The sequence below is a fragment of the Kitasatospora sp. NPDC047058 genome, assembly GCF_040643935.1.
In the GTDB taxonomy this organism is placed as follows: domain Bacteria; phylum Actinomycetota; class Actinomycetes; order Streptomycetales; family Streptomycetaceae; genus Kitasatospora.
On sequence record NZ_JBEYVJ010000758.1, the window covers coordinates 1 to 1,932 of the forward strand.

Sequence of the window (1,932 nt, forward strand, 5' to 3'; positions counted from 1 at the left end):
CGGCGCGGTCCGCCGGCGCTGCCCGGGGGCCGGCGGGCGGTCAGTCCTCCGTACGGGCCCCGGCGTCGCCGGCGGGGCGGCCGGCGTAGCTCGCTCAGCCGCTCGTGCAGGGCGGCCGCCCCGGGCCGTTCGGCGGGCTCCTTGGCCAGGCAGGCCCCGATCAGCGGCGCGAGCGGCGGCGGCACGGCCGACAGGTCGGGCTCCTCGTGCACGACCCGGTAGAGCATCACCTCCGAGGAGGCCCCCGAACCGAACGGGGTGTCGCCGGTGAGCGCGTACGCCAGCGTGGCGCCGAACGCGAACACGTCCGTCGCCGGCGTCACGGCGGCGCCGCGCACCTGCTCGGGTGCCAGGAAGCCGGGGGAGCCGACCGCCGTGCCGACGTGGGTGAGCGTGCTGGCACCGCGCGACCAGGCGATGCCGAAGTCGATGATCCGCGGTCCGCGCGGCGAGAGCAGGATGTTGGACGGCTTGAGGTCCCGGTGGACGACGCCGGCCTCGTGCACCTTGACCAGGCCGTCGGCCAGCGCGGCACCGATCCGGGCCGCCTCCGGCCAGCTCATCGGGCCCTCGTCGCCGACCCGCTTGTACAGCGAGGGGCCGGGGACGTACGCGGTGGCGAGCCAGGGGCGGTCCGCCTCGATGTCGGAGCCGACCACCCGGGCCGTGCAGCCGCCCCGGATCCGGGAGGCCGCGGCGATCTCGCGGGCGAAGCGGGTGCGGAACTCGACGTCCTCGGCCAGCTCGGCGCGGATCAGCTTGAGCGCCACCCGCTGCCCGCGGCGGTCGGAGCCGAGGTACACGACGCCCATGCCGCCGGCCCCCAGCCGCCGGTGCAGGCGGTACGGCCCGACGATGCGGGGGTCCTCACGCCTCAGCCGCATCATCGCCATGTTCGTACCCCGTCAGCCTGTGGGTGAGGCCCCGTCGGTTGGGGCATCGTCAGTTCCTGTCTGGCACAGCTTACGGACTGCCCGCTGCGGTGTGCTGATACGCAACACCTCAACCCTCCGTGCGATAGTCCGATCTTGCACGGACCATCGGGCGACGGGGGCGCCGAAACGTTTCTCGGGGTCGGCTCTCAGGGTTCCCTCGGGGGTGCGGTCGAGAGCGTCTCCCCCTCCGGTAGTAGTCCCCGAGTCGTGGCGTCATCCTCCGGGATGCCCGCAGAACAATACGAGGGCATGACGCCCGGCTACCCCCTCACGCCATAGCGTTGTGCTCAGCGGTGGACGGGGAGCTCGTCCCCCGAGGTTATCCGTCCACCGCGTCCTCGCCGGCCGGTCACGGCACCGGCCGGACGGGCACGGGCACGGGCAGCGCACGGACCACGGCAGCACACGCATCAGGAGCAGGAGTAGGGGCATGGCACCGCAGCTCACGGGATCACCCCGCCGCCGTCGGCCGGCCTTCACCCAGCGCCAGGCCGCGGAGCCGACCAGGCACCCGGCGGTCGCGCTGGCGATGGCGCTGCCCTGCGCCGTGCTGCTGGTGATGCTCTTCGGCGGTTGGGAACAGATGGCGAACCAGGCCCAGGCCGTCGCCGACCTGATCACCCGCTGAGACCGGAGGGCGGGAGGACCGGACCGGCTGTCACAGCCGGCCACTGAACGGGCACTGAATCCCCTGGGGACGGGGAGCCGGTGCCGCCGGGGCAGGCCGCGCCCGCGATGACACGCGGACGGGCGAGAGCGGTGCGCAGAGCACCCCGGCAGGCGGAGATGCCGCGTACGGACGTCGGTGAGGGCGACCGTGCGCGGCTCTTCTGCTTCCGCTTCCGCCGTGGGCGCTTCCGGCCGCGCGCAGCGCGTCGCCGGCCTGAACAGCACAAAAGGCCGGGGCCGTGACCCTCACGGATCACGGCCCCGGCCGTTACTGTGCGCGATACTGGGATTGAACCAGTGACCCCTACCGTGTCAAGGTAGTGCTCTC

At 73.5% G+C, this 1,932-nt stretch carries 2 protein-coding genes; one reads left to right on the top strand and one right to left on the bottom strand.

Features of this window, described 5'->3' with window-relative positions:
• The coding region (locus tag ABZ885_RS40200) for a serine/threonine-protein kinase (RefSeq protein ID WP_360200015.1) at positions 1-893 on the bottom strand (893 nt) is incomplete at its 3' end.
• A gap of 472 nt (positions 894-1,365) precedes the next feature.
• On the opposite strand from ABZ885_RS40200, the gene ABZ885_RS40205 reads away from it, so the two are divergent.
• On the top strand, positions 1,366-1,563 hold the full coding sequence (locus tag ABZ885_RS40205) for a hypothetical protein (RefSeq protein WP_360200017.1): 198 nt from the start codon (positions 1,366-1,368) through the stop codon (positions 1,561-1,563).
• Positions 1,564-1,932 lie beyond the last annotated feature (369 nt).

Excerpts from the sequence above, each read along its gene's own strand:
- ABZ885_RS40205 (WP_360200017.1), top strand. The coding sequence starts at position 1,366 with ATGGCACCGCAGCTCACGGGATCACCCCGCCGCCGTCGGCCGGCCTTC.